Source organism: Mycobacterium sp. GA-1841 (assembly GCF_001954135.1).
Taxonomy (GTDB): domain Bacteria; phylum Actinomycetota; class Actinomycetes; order Mycobacteriales; family Mycobacteriaceae; genus Mycobacterium.
In genome coordinates this window covers 73,693-89,857 of record NZ_MBEQ01000024.1, presented here as the reverse complement: position 1 = coordinate 89,857, position 16,165 = coordinate 73,693, and the positions used below count along the sequence as shown (strand labels likewise).

Annotated in this window: 18 protein-coding genes; 9 read left to right on the top strand and 9 right to left on the bottom strand. The window is 66.7% G+C overall.

The features are described from left to right. The first annotated feature begins 50 nt into the window (after window positions 1–50). Entirely contained in the window at window positions 51–1,175 is a 1,125-nt protein-coding gene (locus A5740_RS06695; RefSeq protein ID WP_076192517.1) for a P1 family peptidase, read from the top strand. Further along, entirely contained in the window at window positions 1,172–2,593 is a 1,422-nt protein-coding gene (locus A5740_RS06690) for an APC family permease (protein ID WP_076192515.1), read from the top strand. The genes A5740_RS06695 and A5740_RS06690 overlap by 4 nt, the downstream gene beginning before the upstream one ends. On the opposite strand, the gene rfbC is transcribed toward A5740_RS06690, so the two are convergent. The 9 genes from rfbC to A5740_RS06645 are packed head-to-tail and all read right to left on the bottom strand — an operon-like array spanning window position 2,584 to window position 12,064. Further along, window positions 2,584–3,195, bottom strand: coding sequence for a dTDP-4-dehydrorhamnose 3,5-epimerase (gene rfbC, locus A5740_RS06685; RefSeq protein WP_076192514.1), 612 nt, complete (start codon window positions 3,193–3,195; stop codon window positions 2,584–2,586). The two genes, A5740_RS06690 and rfbC, sit on opposite strands and share 10 nt — an antisense overlap. Next, the gene (gene rfbB, locus A5740_RS06680; protein WP_076192513.1) at window positions 3,192–4,187 is read right to left on the bottom strand and encodes a dTDP-glucose 4,6-dehydratase; all 996 of its coding nucleotides are present in this window, start codon (window positions 4,185–4,187) and stop codon (window positions 3,192–3,194) included. Before rfbB ends, rfbC begins: the two co-directional genes overlap by 4 nt. A 25-nt stretch (window positions 4,188–4,212) precedes the next feature. After that, on the bottom strand, window positions 4,213–5,064 hold the full coding sequence (locus A5740_RS06675) for an LLM class F420-dependent oxidoreductase (protein ID WP_076192511.1): 852 nt from the start codon (window positions 5,062–5,064) through the stop codon (window positions 4,213–4,215). A gap of 27 nt (window positions 5,065–5,091) precedes the next feature. After that, window positions 5,092–5,955 carry an LLM class F420-dependent oxidoreductase gene (locus A5740_RS06670; protein ID WP_076192509.1) on the bottom strand — a complete coding sequence of 288 codons (864 nt, stop codon included), beginning with the start codon at window positions 5,953–5,955 and terminating at the stop codon, window positions 5,092–5,094. A gap of 43 nt (window positions 5,956–5,998) precedes the next feature. Beyond that, entirely contained in the window at window positions 5,999–7,501 is a 1,503-nt protein-coding gene (locus A5740_RS06665; RefSeq protein ID WP_076192507.1) for an ATP-binding protein, read from the bottom strand. Between the two features lie 39 nt (window positions 7,502–7,540). Further along, the gene (locus tag A5740_RS06660; protein ID WP_076192505.1) at window positions 7,541–9,232 is read right to left on the bottom strand and encodes an FAD-dependent oxidoreductase; all 1,692 of its coding nucleotides are present in this window, start codon (window positions 9,230–9,232) and stop codon (window positions 7,541–7,543) included. A gap of 52 nt (window positions 9,233–9,284) precedes the next feature. Then, on the bottom strand, window positions 9,285–9,926 hold the full coding sequence (locus tag A5740_RS06655) for a hypothetical protein (RefSeq protein ID WP_076192504.1): 642 nt from the start codon (window positions 9,924–9,926) through the stop codon (window positions 9,285–9,287). Further along, complete coding sequence (locus A5740_RS06650; RefSeq protein WP_076192502.1) at window positions 9,923–11,482, bottom strand: flotillin family protein; 1,560 nt, start codon at window positions 11,480–11,482, stop codon at window positions 9,923–9,925. Before A5740_RS06650 ends, A5740_RS06655 begins: the two co-directional genes overlap by 4 nt. Window positions 11,483–11,521: 39 nt before the next feature. Further along, a complete protein-coding gene (locus tag A5740_RS06645; RefSeq protein WP_175616182.1) occupies window positions 11,522–12,064 on the bottom strand; it encodes a hypothetical protein in 543 nt (180 codons plus the stop codon). 280 nt (window positions 12,065–12,344) lie between these two features. Between A5740_RS06645 and infA the strand changes: the two genes are divergently transcribed. The 7 genes from infA (at window position 12,345) to rplQ (ending at window position 16,159) form a co-directional block, all read left to right on the top strand. Continuing rightward, complete coding sequence (gene infA, locus A5740_RS06640; RefSeq protein WP_003418601.1) at window positions 12,345–12,566, top strand: translation initiation factor IF-1; 222 nt, start codon at window positions 12,345–12,347, stop codon at window positions 12,564–12,566. 85 nt (window positions 12,567–12,651) lie between these two features. Beyond that, window positions 12,652–12,765: a 50S ribosomal protein L36 gene (gene rpmJ, locus A5740_RS06635; protein ID WP_003879483.1), complete on the top strand. Its 114-nt coding sequence runs from the start codon at window positions 12,652–12,654 to the stop codon at window positions 12,763–12,765. A 248-nt stretch (window positions 12,766–13,013) separates the two neighbouring features. Continuing rightward, complete coding sequence (gene rpsM, locus A5740_RS06630) at window positions 13,014–13,388, top strand: 30S ribosomal protein S13 (protein ID WP_004571523.1); 375 nt, start codon at window positions 13,014–13,016, stop codon at window positions 13,386–13,388. 6 nt (window positions 13,389–13,394) lie between these two features. Then, a complete protein-coding gene (gene rpsK, locus A5740_RS06625) occupies window positions 13,395–13,808 on the top strand; it encodes a 30S ribosomal protein S11 (protein WP_004571524.1) in 414 nt (137 codons plus the stop codon). Window positions 13,809–13,823: 15 nt separating this feature from the next. Beyond that, complete coding sequence (gene rpsD / locus A5740_RS06620; protein ID WP_076192498.1) at window positions 13,824–14,429, top strand: 30S ribosomal protein S4; 606 nt, start codon at window positions 13,824–13,826, stop codon at window positions 14,427–14,429. A 72-nt stretch (window positions 14,430–14,501) separates the two neighbouring features. Continuing rightward, on the top strand, window positions 14,502–15,557 hold the full coding sequence (locus A5740_RS06615) for a DNA-directed RNA polymerase subunit alpha (protein WP_019347690.1): 1,056 nt from the start codon (window positions 14,502–14,504) through the stop codon (window positions 15,555–15,557). Window positions 15,558–15,616: 59 nt separating this feature from the next. Next, complete coding sequence (gene rplQ / locus A5740_RS06610) at window positions 15,617–16,159, top strand: 50S ribosomal protein L17 (protein WP_076192496.1); 543 nt, start codon at window positions 15,617–15,619, stop codon at window positions 16,157–16,159. Window positions 16,160–16,165 lie beyond the last annotated feature (6 nt).

Sequence of the window (16,165 nt, the reverse complement as noted above, 5' to 3'; positions counted from 1 at the left end):
CAGGGTCATTATTTTCCGATCGTGAAAAAAACTAGAGCAGCGGAGGCCGCATGACCAATGGTTTCCAACCAGCGCGGGCCCGGGCCCGCGATATCGGTGTCGTCATAGGTGAGCACCCCACCGGCGAGCACAACGCCATCACCGACGTGGCCGGGGTGCGCGTCGGGCACACCACGATCCAGCAGCCGGGCCCGAACCCGGTGAACACCGGGGTGACGGTCGTCGTCCCACATCCCGGCATCTTCTGCGAGCCGGTGTTCGCCGGTACCCACCGCCTCAACGGCAGCGGTGAACTCACCGGGGTGGAGTGGATTCGGGAATCCGGCGAGCTCACCACCGCCATCGGCCTGACCAACACCCACAGCGTCGGCGTCGTGCGCGATGCGTTGGTGGATGCCCAGGTGCAGGCCCGCGGCGAAGGTTTGTACTGGTCGCTGCCGGTGGTCGGGGAGACCTACGACGGGCTGCTCAACGACATCAACGGCCACCACGTGCGGGCCGAACACGTCCATGCCGCCCTGGCCGGGGCTTCGGACGGACCGGTCGCCGAGGGCAACGTCGGCGGTGGCACCGGCATGATCTGCCACGGCTTCAAGGGCGGAATCGGCACCGCTTCACGGATCACCGACACCGCCGGCGGCCGCTACACCGTCGGCGCTCTGGTCCAGGCCAACCATGGCCGCCGGGAACGCCTCCGGATCAACGGCGCGCACGTCGGGGAGATGATCGGCCCGGACCTGGTCCCCACGCCGGAGCTGCCGACGGCCTACGCGCCCGGCTCCGGCTCGATCATCGTCGTGATCGCCACCGACGCGCCGTTGCTGCCGCACCAGTGCACCCGCCTGGCGCAGCGCTCGGCCCTGGCCGTAGGGCGCCTGGGCGGAACCGGTGAACAGTACAGCGGCGATCTGATGCTGGCCTTCTCCACGGGCAACCGCGGCATCCCGCCCTACGCCTGGGACGAGAACGTCGACGTCGAACGTCCCGAAATCCCGGTACGCATGATGGCTCCGCAACTGATGACCCGGCTGTTCGACCTGGTGATCGAGGCCACCGAGGAGGCCATCGTCAACGCGATGGTGGCGGCCCAAACCCTGTCCGGCCGAGGCGGACTCACCGCGCACGCCCTCGACCACAAGCTACTGCGCACCGCACTACTGCTGGAGGGACATTGAGCAGCCAACAGACCGTCACCACCGGCGAACAACAGCGCCTGCACGGAAAACTCGGCCCGGTCGGGGTGGTGTTCATGGTGGTTGCCGCCGCCGCACCGCTGACCGTGATCGGCGGCAACATGCCCCTGGGCATGGGCCTGGGCAACGGCGCCGGAGCCCCGGTCGGATTCCTGATCGCCGCCCTGGTGCTGCTGGTGTTCAGCGTGGGATTCGTCGCGATGACGCCCTATGTGCCCGAAGCGGGAGCATTCTTCTCCTATGTGACGCTGGGACTCGGTCAGCGACTGGGCAGCGGCATCGCCGCGGTCGCCCTGATCGCCTACACCGCAATCCAAGTGGGCATCTACGGCTATATCGGCTGGGCGATCGACGACACCGTGCGGTTCTACGGTGGTCCGCAAATCCCTTGGCCGGTCTATTCGTTGGCCACATTGGCCATCGTGGCGCTGTTGGGTTACCGGCACATCGACCTCAGTGCCAAAGTGCTCGGAGTGGCCCTGGTGTGCGAGATCGGCATCGTGGTACTGCTCGATCTGGTGATCGTGGCCGATCCCGGTCCGGCCGGGCTCAGCCTGTCGTCGTTCACACCGGGGGTGTTCACCAACGGTGTGCTCGGCATCGCGGTGCTTTTCGCGCTCACCGGGTTCATCGGCTTCGAGGCCACCGCCGTGTTCCGCGACGAGGCCCGCGACCCCGAGCGCACCATTCCGCGGGCCACCTACGCCGCGGTGCTGCTGATCGGCGGCTTCTACGCGCTGACCTGCTGGGCCTTCGTGGTGGCGATCGGTCCGGATCAGGTCGCCGAGGTGGCCCAGCGCACCCTCGACGGGGAGGCCAACATGCTGCTGGACACCACCAACGACAACCTGGGCCGGGTGGGGCGCGACATCGTCAACGTGCTGTTGCTGACCAGTCTCTTCGCCTGCGTCTTGTCCTTCCACAACGTCATCGCCCGCTATCAGTTCGCGCTGGCCCGAAAAGGCTTGCTGCCCAAGCCGCTTGCCGCCGTGCACGATCGGCACGGTTCGCCTTCGATGTCGTCGGTGGTGCAAACCATCACCGCCGCGGTGATCGTGAGCATCCTGGCGGTGCTCGGAGTCGACCCGTTGGTCGGCGTGTTCGGCTCGATGGCCGGGGTGGCCACCGTCGGGATGGTGCTGTTGATGCTCACCACGTCGGTGGCGGTGCTGGTGTACTTCCTGCGCCACCCCGAGCACGCGAGCGGACGCCTCTGGCAGACCCGCATCGCCCCGCTGTTGGCCTGCGCCGGACTGCTGGGCAGCCTGTGGTTGGTGCTCACCAACTTCACCCTGGTGACCGGAGGCAGTGTGACGCTCAGCGCCGTTCTGGCTGCGGTTCCGTTCGCCGGCCTTCTGGTGGGTGCGCTGGCGCGCAGGCCGGGCTCACCTCAAGCGTGAGCCTGGGCTCGGCCGCGTAGCTCCTCGACGAACGCCCGGGTCTCCTCCCACGTCGGCAGCAACCCGGCCGCGCGCACCTGCTCCAGGGTGGGGGCGGCGGCATCTCGCTCCGAGAGCACCGGGTCGCCGTCGATCGGCCAGTCGATCCCCAGATCGGTGGCCAAGATGGTGTGCTCGCGGTCCGGACTGTAAGGCGCCGAACACAGGTACATCACGGTCGAGTTGTCCTCCAGCGACAGGAACGCGTGCCCCAGCCCCTCGGACAGGTAGATCGAACGCCGGGCATGTTCGTCGAGCAACACCGAATCCCACTGCCCGAACGTCGGGGAGCCCAGTCGAATGTCGACCACCACGTCGAGGACGGCGCCACGCACGCAGGTGACGTACTTGGCCTGGCTGGGCGGCAGCTGCGCGAAATGCACGCCGCGCAGCACCCCGGCCGCCGACACCGAGCAGTTGGCCTGCCGTACGTCGAGGCGGTGCCCCGTCATCTCGGCGAATCCGGTCTCGGTGAACCACTCGAAGAACATGCCGCGCGCGTCGCCGTGCAACTTGGGCGTGATCTCCCAGGCGCCGGGGATGCTCAACTCGCGCGCGCTCACTGGCCACGCTCCGCGTAGTTCGCCTCCACGGCGTCTTTGAGTGGGCGCCACCACGATTCGTTGTCGCGGTACCAGTCGATCGTGGCCTGCAGGCCCTCGTCGAAATCGGTGTGCTTGGGTGCCCAGCCCAATTCGTCGTGCAGCGCCGACGGGTCGATCGCGTAGCGCAGGTCATGGCCGGCCCGATCGGTCACGTGGTCGAAGTCATCGGGGTCGCGGCCCATGAGGCGTAGCACGGTGCGCATCACGGTGAGGTTGTTGCGCTCGCATTCGGCGCCGATCAAATACGTCCGCCCGATGGTGCCGTCGGTCAGGATCTGCCACACCGCGGCGTTGTGGTCATCGACGTGGATCCAGTCTCGGACATTGGCGCCGGCGCCGTAGAGCTTGGGGCGCCGACCGGTGAGGACATTGGTGATCTGGCGCGGGATGAACTTCTCCACATGCTGATAGGGGCCGTAGTTGTTGGAGCAGTTCGAGATCGTCGCCTGCACGCCGTACGACCGCACCCAGGCCCGCACCAGCAGATCCGCGGCGGCCTTGGTCGACGAATACGGACTCGACGGGTTGTACGGCGTGCCCGGGGTGAACCGGGCCGGATCATCGAGCTCGAGATCGCCGTACACCTCGTCGGTGGAGATGTGGTGCAGCCGAACGCTGTGCGCGCGCACCGCCTCCAGCACCGCGTACGTGCCGATGATGTTGCTGTGCAGGAACGGCTGCGGGTTTGCCACGGAGTTGTCGACGTGCGTCTCGGCGGCGAAGTGCACGACGGCGTCGGCCTCGCCGACCAACTGGTTCACCAGACCGGCGTCGGCGACGTCGCCCTGCACCAACCGGATCCGGTCGGCCACCGGTGCCAGCGATTCCTGGCTGCCGGCATAGGTCATCGCGTCGAGCACGGTAACCGAGGTGGTGAGAGCCTCACGAAGGGCCAGATGCACGAAGTTCGCACCGATGAACCCGGCGCCGCCGGTGACCAGTAGCCGCATGGGGTCAACCCTAACGGCCGAGGGCTCAGTCCTTGAGACCCAGCGGCCCGGCCAAGTCCGTCAGCGTCGGAATGAGCTTGTCCGACCCGCCGAGTACCTGGATCGAGACATGGTCGGCGCCGTTGGCGAGATGTTGCTGCAGGCGCGCGGCGATGGCGTCGGCGCTGCCATGGGCCACGACGGCGTCGATCAACTTGTCGCTACCGGGCTTGGCGATGTCATCTTCGGTGAAACCGAGCCGACGCCAGTTGTTCAGGTAATTGCTCAGATTCAGATAGAAGTCGACCGTGTCGCGACCGATCGCGCGGGCCTCGGCACCGTCGGTCGTCAGCACCACCTTGTGCTCCGGCGCCAGATACACGGACTCGCCGAGCACGTCGCGGGCGTGCGCGGTGTGCTCGGGTGTCGTGAGGTACGGGTGCGCCCCGGCGCTGCGCTGCGCCGACAGCTTGAGCACCTTGTCGCCCAGCGCGGCGATCACCCGCCGGCTGGTCGGCACGGTGGCCGCATCGAGCACGTCGAGATACTCCACCAGCGCGTCATAGGGTTTGCGGTATTCGTCGGTGTGCTCGGGATGTCCTACGCCGACGCCCAGCAGAAACCGGCCCGGGTACGCCGCCTCGATGCGGTGAAACGACTCGGCGACCTCATTGGCGTCGGCGGTCCAGATGTTGACGATGCCGGTGGCCAGCTGAAGCGTCTCGGTGCGTTCCAGGATCGGCTCGGCGAAAGAGAGGTCGGCGGCGGGGGAGCCGCCCACCCACAGCGCGCCGTAGCCGAGCTGCTCGATCTCGACGGCCTGCTCAGGCTGCACCGCCCCGAAAGTCCACACCCCATAACGACCCAATTCCGGCTTGAGCGAGAGCGATTCGGTCATCGATGAGAATCCTTGTCTTTCGATTGTCTAGGTCAAGCCGAGCGGCCCGGCGAGTTCAGCCAGTGCCGGTACCAGTTTCGCCGGTGAGGCCAACACTTGTACAGGCACGTGGTCGGCGCCGGCGTCCAGATGCTGCCGCAGCCGGGCCGCCACGGTGTCCACCGTGCCATGCGCGACGACGGCGTCGATGAACCGGTCACTGCCCGGCTTGGCCAGGTCCGCATCGGTGAACCCGAGCCGCTTGAAATTGTTGACGTAGTTGGACAGACCGAGGTAGACGTCGAGCGCCTTACGGCCCACGGTCCGGGCCTTTTCGGCATCGGTGGTCAGGACAGCCTTGTGTTCCGGGGCCAGGAACGCCTCGGGGCCGATCAGTTCACGCGCGCCGGCGGTGTGTTCGGGGGTGGTCAGGTAGGGGTGGGCACCGGCCGAACGTGCCGCGGACAGTTGCAGCACCTTCGGGCCGAGCGCGGCCACCACCCGGCGGTGGCGGGGGACGCCGTATTCGTCGAGCTTGTCGAGGTAGTCGTTCAGCGCGTCGAGCGGCTTGCGATATTCCCCGATCGCCTCCCGGTGCCCGACGCCGATCCCCAGCAGGAACCGGCCCGGGTAGGCCGCCTCGATGCGGTGGAAAGATCCTGCCACTGCCTCGGCGTCGGCTGACCAGATGTTCACGATGCCGGTGGCCAACTGCAAGGTGGTGGTGGCCGCCAGGATCGGGTCGATCCAGTCCAGCTCGGCGGGCGGGGAGCCACCGGCCCAGATCGCCCCGTAGCCCAGGCTTTCGATCTCCCTCAACTGCTGCGGCGACAACTGCTGAAACTGGGAGTAATGGCCGAATGCGCCGAACGTGCCGAGGTCGGGCTTGGCGCCCGCGGTGGTCTGGGTCATAACTCAGTCAACCAGGCCGCGCGCGAGCGCTATTCCGAAGAAATCACTTCGATCCTGGCGTCGGCTCCGAAAAGTCGGCCGAGTACAACGCATCCGGCTCGGGCGCCTGCAACGGCAACAGCACGATGAAGCGGGTGTTGCCCGGTTGGGACTGCACCCGCAGATCCCCGTGGTGCTTTTTCACCACGATGCGCCACGCCAGATCGAGGCCCAACCCGGTGCCCTCACCGAACGGCTTGGTCGTGAAGAACGGGGTGAAGATGTGGCCGAGGTCATCCTCGGATATCCCGGGCCCGTCGTCGCAGATCTCCACCCGGACCATGTCGTCGTTCTCCCGCGACGTCCGCAGGGTCAAGGTGCCGTGACCCGCCATGGCCTGGATCGCGTTCTCGATGATGTTGGTCCACACCTGATTGAGATCGCCTGGATAGCACTGCAATTCCGGCAACGTCTTGTCGAGATCCTTGACCAGGGCGACCGGTTTGTCCTTGCCGATCTTGTCACCGAACATCATCAGTGTGCTGCGCAGCAGTTCGTGGACGTCGGCGCTCTGGTAGGAGCCGCGGTCCATCTGTGAGTACTGCTTGGCGCCGGCCAGCAGCGCCGAGATCCGCTTGCTGGCCTCGGCGATCTCGTTCATCCGCAGCTCGTTGTCGATCGTGTACTTCAGCCAGCCGAGTGCGGCCTGCAGCGTCGCCGAGGGGTCACCGTCTCGGAGCGCATCGTCGACCGAGGCGGAGATGCGCTCCAGCCAGTCGATGTCGAGGCCGGCTTCGACGAAGGTCGGCGCGTAGTCCCAGGCGCCGACGATTTCGTGGTCCTCGAGCCAGTCGCCCATCTCGTCTTCGCGGTCGGAGGTCTCCAGCGCGGTGAGTTCGACGCCCTTGTTCTTGGCGACCTGCTCGGCCACCTCATCCTGGATCGTCACCAGCATGCGCAGGGCCTGCGGGGTGAACTTGCCGTCGGCCAGCATCGCCAGCTTGTGGCGCATCTTGCCGACGCCTTCGCGAAGGTCCGCCACGGCACGGGCGGTGGCCGCGGCCGGGTTGTTGAGCTGGTGAGTCAGGCCCGCGGTGATGTTGCCCAGCGCCAGCAGCTTCTCGCGCTGGTCGATGATCTGGCTGGTGCGGCGTCCACCGACCTTGTGTCCCTCCAGAAGATGGACCGCCATCGGGAACTGGGACTGCATGAAACCCGCGAAGGCATTGGCGTCCAGGACGAACACCCGCGACGGCTTGGTCAGGCGCACCGACGCCTCGTAAATGTGCTCCTCGCCGGGGATGTACGCCGACCAGGCGCCGAAATAGACGCCGCGTTGAGAAGTGCGGTTGGTCTGGATGTCGACGCCGCCCGAACGTTTCGACATCACGAGTTCACCGTCGAGCATCACGTAGAAGCACGTGGCGGGATCACCCTCGGTGACGATCGGGCCAGCCGGGAACATCTCGATGCTGCCGGCCCGGCACAGCGTGTCGAGTTGCTCGTCGGACAAGTGCTCGAACAGGAACAGTGTCCGCAGTTCGTCGCGAACGCAGGTCTCGCCCATTTCCGTCCTCAACTCCTCAGGCCCGCCGGCGGCCGGCAATCATGCTTCCGCCAGGTATCGGTGCACCAACATGACCGCCATCGACCCTTCGCCGACGGCGGCCGCCACCCGCTTGGCGGACTCGGCACGCACGTCCCCTGCAACAAACACCCCGGGCACACTTGTTTCCAGGTGATGCGGCGGACGGTCCAGGGTCCAGCCGCACACGTCCCGCAGATCGGGCCCGGCCAGGATGAACCCGTGGTCGTCGCGGGCCACCACGCCGTCGAGCCAGTCGGTGCGCGGAGTTGCCCCGATGAAGCAGCACAGCCGCGTCGCCGGGACCTCCTCGTGCTCGCCGGTCTGCCGGTTCACCAGCTCCAGGCGGGCGAGATGGTCGTCCTCGCCCGTGGCGCCGACCACCTCGGTACAGGTGCGCACATGGATGTTGGGCGTCTGCTCGATCTGTTGAATGAGGTAGTACGACATCGACGCTTCCAGCGACGGGCCGCGCACCAGCAGTGTCACCGACTTGGCCTCGCGCGACATGAACATCGCGGCCTGCCCGGCCGAGTTGGCGCCGCCGACGATGTAGACGTCTTCACCTCGGCATTCGGAGGCGTCCGACACCGAGGCGCCGTAGTACACCCCGCGCCCGACGAGGTGGCTCGGATTGTCGGGATCGGCCCAGCAGCCGGCAACGGGGAGTTCGCGGTATTCCACTCCGGTGGCCAGGATGACCGCGCGGGCGCCGATGGTCTCGCCGTCGGCGAACGTGATGGTGCGCGCAGCGCCGGCCACGTCGAGGGCGACGGCTTCGCGGGTGGTGATCACCTCGGCCCCGAACCGCTCGGCCTGCCGCCGCGCCGAGGTGGCCAGCTCGGCACCGGACACCCCGGTCGGGAAGCCCAGGTAATTCTCGATCCGTGAACTGCGACCGGCTTGCCCGCCGGTGGTGGTGCCTTCGATCAGCACCGTCTTGAGACCTTCGGACGCGCCGTACACCGCGGCGGCCAGGCCGGCCGGGCCGCCGCCGATCACCGCGAGGTCGTACATCGTCAGCGACGGGGCGGTCGACAGTCCCAGCATGTCGGCCAGTTCGCCGTCGGTGGGTTCGACGAGAGTCTCACCGCCCTCGGTGATCACCACCGGCAACTGCAGACCGTCCAGACCGGCCGCGTCCAGGAGTTGGCGACCCGTGGGCTCGTCCGTGGTGAAGGCGCGGAACGTGTGCTGGTTGCGGGCCAGGAACTGGCGCACCTCCCAGGACCGCGAACTCCACTGGTGCCCGATCACCTTGGTGTGCGGGATGGCCCGGTCGCCGACGGCGTGCCAGGCCTCCAACAGGCCGTCGATCACCGGGTAGAGCTTCTCCTGCGGCGGGTCCCATGGCTTGAGGAGGTAGTGATCGAGGTCGACGACGTTGATGGCGTCGATGGCCGCGGTGGTGTCGGCATAGGCGGTCAGCAACACCCGCCGGGCCATCGGGTAGAGGTCCATGGCCGATTCCAGGAACTCGATGCCGCTCATCTGCGGCATTCGGTAGTCGGCGACGAACACCGCCACGGTGTCGCCGCGCAGCTTCAGTTCGTTGAGGGTCTCCAACGCGTCGGGGCCGGATTCGGCCCGCACGATCCGGTATCGCTCGCCGTAATGGCGACGCAGGTCGCGGGCAACAGCCCGGGACACCGCGGGGTCGTCGTCGACGGTGAGGATTACGGGTTTACGGGGCTGGGAGGCGGGGCCAGTCATCGCTGCCAATTATGCGCCCTGCCGCCAGCGGTTTTCTCACTTCGGTCGGCGCTCAGAACGCCATCGGTTCCCAGTTCACAGCGGCTTGCCAACCGGGGTGTGCCGTCGCCCACTGCCACAGCACCCGTCGGGCCAGTTCGGCGTCGTCGATGTGGGCGACATAGTGCTGGTCCGGGGCGCCCGCCCGGTGTTCGATCGTGACGGCGCGTCCCTTGGGGAAGAAGGACTGGATGAACACCTGGTCTCGGCGTGAGATCACCAGCCACGGCTCTTGCGGCGACGGGTGTGCGAAGACCTCCTGCAGCAGGCTCTCGCTGAGGTAGGGCACCTGCACGCCGCCGCCGATCCGCACGTCGATCTCGACACTGTCGCGCGGATCGTAGAGCCGCTCGTACTGCGGGTCATAGAGCAGCAACCCGCGCTCGTAGGTCATTTGCAACAACGTGCTGGCGTTCTGGGCGACGGTCTGCCATGACGTGGCGATCGTGCTGCCTCTGACGTCGCAGCTGGGATCGGCCATCAAAAAGCGCTCGTCGTCGTCCTTGAAGTACTTCGAGGTGAGCTCCTCGGTGAAATCGACGATGACCGCCGGGGCAGGTCCGAGGATCTCCTCGCACATCGCCCGGTCGAGCGCCGCGATCTGTGCGCGATCGGTCACGAACTCCGGAACCAGCGCCGTGAAGTCGTAACTCACTCCTCGGCGGGGGCCGGCCCGGCCGAGACCGGCTTGCCGTTGGTGGTGGGGTCGGGGTCGGCTGATCCCTTGAGCATGGCGGCGACGTCGATGCCCGACGACTTGAGCGACTCGAGGATGTTGGCCACGGCCAGCGGGCTGATGCCGAGCAGGCTCCCGACCGCGCCCTGGGTGTCGCTCGAACCACCGATGATCGACAGCCGGTCGATCTCGGCCAGTGGTGCGGCCGCCGCCTCGGTCGCCTTGACCACCGAGGCCAGCACGTCGGGCAACATCAGCAGGCGTGCCGCCTCGGCCGTGTAGCCGTTGAGAGCTGCGGCGATCTCCTTCTTACCGTTGGCCTCGGCCAGCAGCTTGGCCTCGATACCGGCGGCTTCGGCCTGCTGCTCCACCCGCAGCGCGTCGGCCAGTTCCTTCTTACCGGCGGCCTCGGCGACCAACTTGGCCTGCAGGCTGTCCGCCTCGGCCTGCTTCTCGACGCGCAGCGCGTCGGCGGCCGCCTTGCGGGCGTCGGCCTCGGCCTGCCCCTTGCGGCGTTCGGTTTCGGCGGCGGCCTCGGCGGCCAGGATCGTGGACTGACGCTGGCCTTCGGCGATCGCGATGTCGGCCTGTCGTTTTGCTTCGGCGGGCGCGATCACGTCAGCCTGCAGTGCGGCCTGCGCCTGCTCGGCGCGACGTTGCTCCACCTCGATGCGGGCCTGCACCCGGGCCGCCTCGGCCTGCTCGGTGGCGATGCCGACGTCCTTCTGGGCGCGGGCGTTGGCCAGCGGTCCGGCCTGGTCGGCCTGGGCGTTCTCGGCCTCGGTCTGCGCGCGCAGCCGGGCCAGTTCGACGTCGCGCTTCTGGTTGGCGGTGGCGATCGCGGTATCGGCCTCGGCCTGCGCGATGGACCCCTCCTGGCGGGCCTTGGCCGACTGGATCTGGGCGTCGCGCTCGGCCTCGGCGGTACCGACCGTGGCGTCGCGCTTGACCTCGGCGATGCGGCGCTGGCCGAGGGACTTGAGGTAGTCGTTGGCGTCGGAGATACCGGCGATCTTGAGGACGTCGACCTCCATACCGATGCGGGCCAGGTCGCCGCCGGCCTCCTCGACCACGCTGCGGGCCAGGCTGTCACGGTTGGAGTTGAGGTCCTCGACGGTCATGGTCGCGGTGATGCCGCGCAGCGAACCGGCCAGGATCTCGTTGATCTGGCGCTGCAACTCGTTGAGGTCGGAGGTCAGGAAGCGCTGCACCGCGGTCTGCACGGCCTCGTCGGCCGAACCGATGCGGACCAGACCGACCGCCTCGACATTGACCGGGACACCGTTGTTGGACAGGGCGTTCTGCAGGTTGATGCTGACGTTGAACGGCTCCAGGCTCATGATGTCGACGCGTTCGATGCCGGGCATGCGGAACCGGGCGCCGCCCCGGACCACCTTGGGAGTGCCACGTCCGGTGAACACGGCCACCTCGTTGGGCGGAACCTTGATGTAGTTCTTCACGTAGACCATCGGCAGCACGACCAGGATCAGGATGGCGGCCACGGCGGCCAGGACGACGATGAGCAACAGGGACACGGTGGTGCCTTTCTCGGTGGGTCAGTGCTCGGGAACCGCTCAGGTTTCTGGAACGGCGACGATATGGACGAAATCGGGATCGATGTCGGCGATGTAGACGCGGGTCGCCTTGGGTAGCGCGTCGGCCTCGTCGCTCTTGGCGCGGGAGAACACCCGGTTGCCGTCGGCGTCGACGAACGACACCTCGCCCCAGCCGCCGGCCGGGATCTCGAGGGTGACGGTGCCGAGCAGGCCGACGTAGGAGGACCGGCCGTGGTGGGAATTCGACTGCTGCCGGCGCATGTAGGGCAGCAGCAGACCGTTGAGGGTGAAGACCAGCACGACGGCGCAGGCGCCGGCCAGAACCGCAGCCCAGAGCGTGCCCAGTCCCAGCCACGTGCCGATCAGCCCGCCGACGCCCGCGCCGAGCAGGCCGACCGACAGGCCGGTCAGGCTGAGGAAGGGCATGCCGTCGCCGTGCCCGACATCGGCGAGGAGCAGGGCGGCCAAAACGGCGATGCCGCCGACGACGAATGCGGCCAGGTAGACAGCCAACACGTGCTCGGGGTCTCCGTTCGCTGGGCGCGGATCAGTCCGTACCATTCTCGCCTGAGTGGCGGCTTCGCCGTGCACCAATCTTCGGCACAGATCTGGATTGCCGGGGCTGATCAGCCGTGATTTTGGTACCGGCCGCCGAGCGGGTATTGTGGACCAACGGTGCGGCTATCGCGCCGACTTTTTGCGTGCCCCGTCTTGGAACTGCTGAATTTCTGCAACTTCGCCTCGATCCGGCTCACGTTTTGAAGTTGGTCGGTGCAGCATCACGACGGGCTGCATTGAGACTGATGAAGCTACGAAACGAAAGCAAGGATCGCCGAAAAGTATGGCCAAGAAAGACGGTGCCATCGAGGTCGAGGGCCGCGTGGTCGAACCTCTGCCCAATGCGATGTTCCGCATTGAGCTGGAGAACGGACACAAGGTCTTGGCCCACATCAGCGGCAAGATGCGGCAGCACTACATCCGCATCCTGCCCGAGGATCGCGTCGTGGTGGAGCTCTCTCCCTACGACCTGTCCCGGGGCCGCATCGTGTACCGGTACAAGTGACCCGATAGAAGCCCGACCAGTAACGACGAGACCCGGTGGCATGTATGCGCGCGCCACCAATTGAGCCAGAAGGATCGAAACAGCCGTGAAGGTGAACCCGAGCGTCAAGCCCATCTGCGATAAGTGCAGGGTGATCCGCCGGCATGGGCGGGTCATGGTGATCTGCAGCGATCCCCGCCACAAGCAGCGGCAGGGCTAGCGATGAGCGGACGCGCGAAGAGCAGACCGTCGCGCGTCAACTGACGGATCGCACCACAACTGAATGATGAAATCCCAGCACCACTGAGCGGCCCGGCGCGTCAGCGCCAAAAAGAGGTAACAGCGCCGCTCATCCGAGATGAGCATTCATCCACGTCCGGCACGGAGGCCGGACCCCTTGAGAGCCCTTAGGGGCTGACGGGAACGGGCTGGGACCAGACCTCCGACAGAGAAAAAGGAAACCGCCACATGGCACGGCTCGTGGGCGTTGATCTTCCGCGCGACAAGCGCATGGAGATTGCCCTGACCTACATCTACGGCATCGGCCGTACCCGTTCGAACGAGATTCTCGCCGCGACGGGCATCGACAAGAACATGCGCACCAAGGACCTGACCGACGATCAGGTGACCGTTCTGCGCGATTACATCGAAGGCAACCTCAAGGTTGAGGGTGACCTGCGCCGCGAGGTGCAGGCCGACATTCGCCGCAAGATCGAGATCGGCTGCTACCAGGGCCTGAGGCACCGTCGTGGCCTGCCCGTGCGCGGCCAGCGGACCAAGACCAATGCGCGTACCCGCAAGGGCCCCAAGCGCACCATCGCCGGCAAGAAGAAGGCTAGGTAAGCACCGATGGCACCACCGAAGAAGGCTGCCGGCGCCAAGCGCGGCAAGACCACCCGTCGCCGGGAAAAGAAGAACGTCCCGCACGGCGCCGCTCACATCAAGAGCACGTTCAACAACACGATCGTCTCGATCACCGACCCCCAGGGCAACGTCATCGCCTGGGCATCGTCGGGCCACGTCGGCTTCAAGGGTTCGCGTAAGTCGACCCCGTTCGCCGCGCAGCTGGCCGCCGAGAACGCCGCCCGCAAGGCGCAGGAGCACGGCGTGAAGAAGGTCGACGTGTTCGTCAAGGGTCCGGGTTCGGGCCGTGAGACCGCCATCCGCTCGCTGCAGGCCGCCGGCCTCGAGGTGGGCGCGATTTCCGACGTCACTCCGCAGCCGCACAACGGCTGCCGTCCGCCCAAGCGGCGCCGGGTCTAGGGAGGATAAAAGAAAATGGCACGTTATACCGGACCCGCCACCCGCAAGTCGCGTCGTCTCGGCGTCGACCTGGTCGGCGGCGATCAGTCGTTCGAGAAGCGCCCCTACCCGCCCGGCCAGCACGGCCGCGCGCGGATCAAGGAGAGCGAATACCGCACCCAGCTGCAGGAGAAGCAGAAGGCTCGCTTCACCTACGGCGTGCTGGAAAAGCAGTTCCGCCGCTACTACGAAGAGGCCAACCGCCAGTCGGGCAAGACCGGTGAGAACCTGCTCCAGATCCTGGAGAGCCGTCTGGACAACGTGGTGTACCGAGCCGGCCTGGCGCGCACCCGCCGGATGGCCCGTCAGCTGGTCAGCCACGGCCACTTCACCGTCAATGGTGTCAAGGTGAACATCCCGAGCTACCGGGTGTCGCAGTACGACATCATCGACATCAAGGAGAAGTCGCTCAACACCCTGCCGTTCGAGGTGTCTCGGCAGACCGCGGGTGAGCGTCCGATCCCGTCGTGGCTGCAGGTCGTCGGCGAGCGTCAGCGGGTGCTGGTCCACCAGCTGCCCGAGCGCGCGCAGATCGACGTTCCGCTCACCGAACAGCTCATCGTCGAGTTCTACTCGAAGTAAAGGTTTCCGGTCGCCCGACCGGAAACACCCAGACGGCATCAAATAGCGGGTGCCGAGAAGGAGAAGAAAACAATGCTGATCTCTCAGCGACCCACACTGTCGGAGGAAACCCTCGCCGACAACCGCTCCAAGTTCGTCATCGAGCCCCTGGAGCCCGGTTTCGGTTACACCCTGGGCAACTCGCTGCGGCGCACGCTGCTGTCGTCCATCCCGGGCGCAGCGGTGACCAGCATCCGCATCGACGGTGTGCTGCACGAGTTCACCACCGTCCCCGGGGTGAAGGAAGACGTCACCGACATCATCCTGAACCTCAAGGGCCTGGTCGTGTCCTCCGAGGAGGACGAGCCGGTCACCATGTACCTGCGCAAGCAGGGTCCGGGTGCGGTCACCGCCGGTGACATCGTGCCCCCGGCCGGTGTGACGGTGCACAACCCGGACATGCACATCGCCACCCTGAACGACAAGGGCAAGCTGGAGGTCGAGCTCGTCGTCGAGCGCGGTCGCGGCTACGTCCCGGCCGTGCAGAACAAGGCCTCGGGCGCCGAAATCGGCCGTATCCCGGTCGATTCCATCTACAGCCCCGTGCTGAAGGTGACCTACAAGGTGGAGGCCACCCGTGTCGAGCAGCGCACCGACTTCGACAAGCTGATCCTGGACGTCGAGACCAAGAACTCGATCAGCCCGCGTGACGCCCTGGCGTCGGCCGGCAAGACCCTGGTCGAATTGTTCGGTCTGGCACGGGAACTCAACGTCGAAGCCGAGGGCATCGAGATCGGCCCGTCCCCGGCCGAGGCCGACCACATCGCCAGCTTCGCGCTGCCGATCGATGACCTGGACCTGACCGTCCGCTCGTACAACTGCCTCAAGCGCGAGGGTGTGCACACGGTGGGCGAGCTCGTCGCCCGCACGGAGTCCGACCTGCTGGACATCCGCAACTTCGGCCAGAAGTCCATCGACGAGGTCAAGATCAAGCTGCACCAGCTCGGTCTCTCGCTCAAGGACAGCCCGGCCACGTTCGATCCGTCCGAGGTCGCCGGCTACGACGCCGCGACCGGCACCTGGACCGCGGACGCCGGCGGCTACGACCTGGATGACACCCAGGACTACGCCGAGACCGAACAGCTCTAAAGAAATCCGTCCCGGTCCTACCTGATACGGGGGCCGGCCCCATTTAGGAGATAGTCGCAATGCCCAAACCCACCAAGGGTCCTCGCCTCGGCGGGTCGTCCTCACACCAGAAGGCGCTCCTGGCCAACCTGGCCACGTCGCTGTTCGAGCACGGCCGGATCAAGACGACCGAGCCGAAGGCCCGGGCGTTGCGTCCGTACGCCGAGAAGCTGATCACCCACGCCAAGAAGGGTGAGCTGCACAACCGGCGCGAGGTGATGAAGAAGATCCGCGACAAGGACGTCGTGCACGCTCTGTTCGCCGAGATCGGCCCGCACTTCGCCGACCGCAACGGTGGCTACACCCGCATCATCAAGGTCGAGAACCGTAAGGGCGACAACGCTCCCATGGCGGTCATCGAGCTGGTGCGGGAGAAGACCGTGACCTCCGAAGCGGACCGCGCTCGTCGCGTCGCCGCCGCACAGGCCAAGGCTGAAGAGACCAAGGCTGAAGAGGCCGAGGCTCCGGCTGAGGACGCGGTCGAAGAGACCGCAGCCGAAGAGACCGCAGCCGAGGAGGCCGCCGAGGCTCCGACGGAGGACAAGGCCGACGAAGCCAAGTAGCAACGA

Coding starts and splice junctions, on each gene's coding strand:
- rfbB (WP_076192513.1), bottom strand. CDS start 4,187: ATGCGGCTACTGGTCACCGGCGGCGCCGGGTTCATCGGTGCGAACTTC.
- rpsM (WP_004571523.1), top strand. CDS start 13,014: ATGGCACGGCTCGTGGGCGTTGATCTTCCGCGCGACAAGCGCATGGAG.
- A5740_RS06670 (WP_076192509.1), bottom strand. CDS start 5,955: ATGACCCAGACCACCGCGGGCGCCAAGCCCGACCTCGGCACGTTCGGC.
- A5740_RS06615 (WP_019347690.1), top strand. CDS start 14,502: ATGCTGATCTCTCAGCGACCCACACTGTCGGAGGAAACCCTCGCCGAC.
- A5740_RS06660 (WP_076192505.1), bottom strand. CDS start 9,232: ATGACTGGCCCCGCCTCCCAGCCCCGTAAACCCGTAATCCTCACCGTC.
- rpsK (WP_004571524.1), top strand. CDS start 13,395: ATGGCACCACCGAAGAAGGCTGCCGGCGCCAAGCGCGGCAAGACCACC.
- A5740_RS06645 (WP_175616182.1), bottom strand. CDS start 12,064: ATGGTACGGACTGATCCGCGCCCAGCGAACGGAGACCCCGAGCACGTG.
- A5740_RS06695 (WP_076192517.1), top strand. CDS start 51: ATGACCAATGGTTTCCAACCAGCGCGGGCCCGGGCCCGCGATATCGGT.
- rpsD (WP_076192498.1), top strand. CDS start 13,824: ATGGCACGTTATACCGGACCCGCCACCCGCAAGTCGCGTCGTCTCGGC.
- A5740_RS06675 (WP_076192511.1), bottom strand. CDS start 5,064: ATGACCGAATCGCTCTCGCTCAAGCCGGAATTGGGTCGTTATGGGGTG.
- infA (WP_003418601.1), top strand. CDS start 12,345: ATGGCCAAGAAAGACGGTGCCATCGAGGTCGAGGGCCGCGTGGTCGAA.
- rplQ (WP_076192496.1), top strand. CDS start 15,617: ATGCCCAAACCCACCAAGGGTCCTCGCCTCGGCGGGTCGTCCTCACAC.
- A5740_RS06665 (WP_076192507.1), bottom strand. CDS start 7,501: ATGGGCGAGACCTGCGTTCGCGACGAACTGCGGACACTGTTCCTGTTC.